We start from the raw sequence: 1,754 nt of genomic DNA, 5'->3' as shown, positions 1-1,754 counted from the left end.
GGCTCACAGAGGGCCGCGCGCTCGAATTGCAGACAATGGATGCCGCGACCGAGCTCGCCGCGCTTGATGAGTCAGCCGCGGCGTCCGCGCCGGCGGGACCCGGTGGGGGAGAAGCGGATGCCCCGGCCACAGCCGGGGCACTCGTCCAGGCCGCGGCGGGTGCGAGTGTCGGCGGAGGGGAGGCCGCGGCATCCGTCCTTCCGGAACCGAGCCTCGCACGAGCGGCGCGGCCGATGCCTGGGCCGGGCCGGCGGATCATCGCGTCGGCGCCTGAAGCGGTCGTCGAACCCGAACCGGTCGCGGTCGAGTCCGTGCTCGCCGCAGCCCCGGGGACCGCGCTGCAGACCACGCAGCTGCAGCTCGCGACCGAACGGGCCCGGACCGCCGAGCTCGAGCGCCGGCTCACCGAGGCGGGCGCCGACGATTCGCAGCTCAGCCGGCTGCGCGCTCTGGCGAGTGGAGCAGAGACGCGGCTGCGTGAGGAGCTGGCGGAGCGCGGCGAGCTCGAGCGGCAGCTCAAAGAACTAAAGGACCAACGACGTCAGGGGACGCAGGCGCTGCGCGAAGCGCGGCGCGCGGCTCCGGTCGCACCAACGGAGGGTCGCGGCGATCGTCGGGCAAGGTGGGCGACGGACGAGGCGTGGGTGCATCACGAGGTCTACCTCGCGTGGGTCGACCGTGTCGAGCCGACCGAGCGGGAGTCCTGGCCGCTCGCCGACTTCGAAGTGGGACCTGAGTTCGCGGCATCCCTGGCTCCTCTCGATGAAGGGCAGTTCGACAAGGCGATGAGAGCGGTGGTGGATGCCGTCACCGGCCGCATCCGCCAGATCCCGGGCCGAGAACTCCACGCCCTCCGCTCGGGCGACGGCGGTGCGGATCCCGATCTCGTCCGCGGCGACGGGGCCAAGTGCTATCGCGCCGCGATCGAGCAGCGCACCCCTGCTGCGCGCCGCGTGCACTTCTGGGCACTCTCTGGAGGGGGAGTTGAACTCAGCCGCGTCGTGACCCACGACGACGTGCGTCCCTGACCCCTCGTGGCAGGATCGGCTTCCCACGGTGGGCCTCAGCGGCGATGTCGGGGGCCGCGCATACCGTGAGTGGCATGCGGATCCTCCACACGTCGGACTGGCACATCGGGCGGTCGTTCCACGGCCATTCCACCCTCGATGCGCTGCGCGGCGTGCTCGAGACGCTCGCCGCGCAGGTCCGCGAGCACTCGGTCGATGTGGTGATCATCGCGGGCGACGTCTTCGACTCCGCCGCGCCGGCCGCGGCCTGCTACGGCGTGCTGAGCAGCGCGCTGCGCGGGATCTCGGATGCCGGAGCCGCCGTCATCGTCACGAGCGGCAATCACGACTCGGCGGCACGCCTCGGCTTCCAGTCCGGGCTGCTGCGCGACGGCATCCATGTCATCACCGACCCGCTCACCGTCGGCACTCCGGTATCGATCGAGGACGAGCACGGTCCGGTGCACTTCTACGGACTCCCGTTCCTCGAGCCCGCCCTCGTCCGGCACCTTTGGCCCGACACCGAGCTGCGCTCGCAGCACCAGGCGCTCGCGTACGCGATGGGGCTCGTCCGCGACGACCTCGTCGAGCGCGGCGGCCGGTCTGTCGCGATCTCGCACTGCTTCGCCGCCGGCGTCGAGCAGACGCCGGGGCTGGAGCGCGACATCCAGCAGGGTGGCGTCGACCTCGTGCCGCTGTCGGTGTTCGAAGGACCCGACTACGTGGCCCTCGGGCACATCCACGGGC

1 protein-coding gene and 1 pseudogene are annotated in these 1,754 nt (G+C 71.9%); both read left to right on the top strand.

What is annotated here, in order from left to right; all coding sequences use genetic code 11:
• Positions 1-1,028, top strand: a pseudogene (locus AC1DVT_RS20040) (hypothetical protein); the annotation flags it as partial.
• Positions 1,029-1,102: 74 nt separating this feature from the next.
• A partial coding sequence (locus tag AC1DVT_RS20035; protein ID WP_477391123.1) for a metallophosphoesterase family protein occupies positions 1,103-1,754 on the top strand: 652 nt, incomplete at its 3' end.

It is taken from the genome of Microbacterium sp. P2_F9 (genome assembly GCF_056403635.1).
This window is presented reverse-complemented; position numbering and strand designations above follow the sequence as displayed.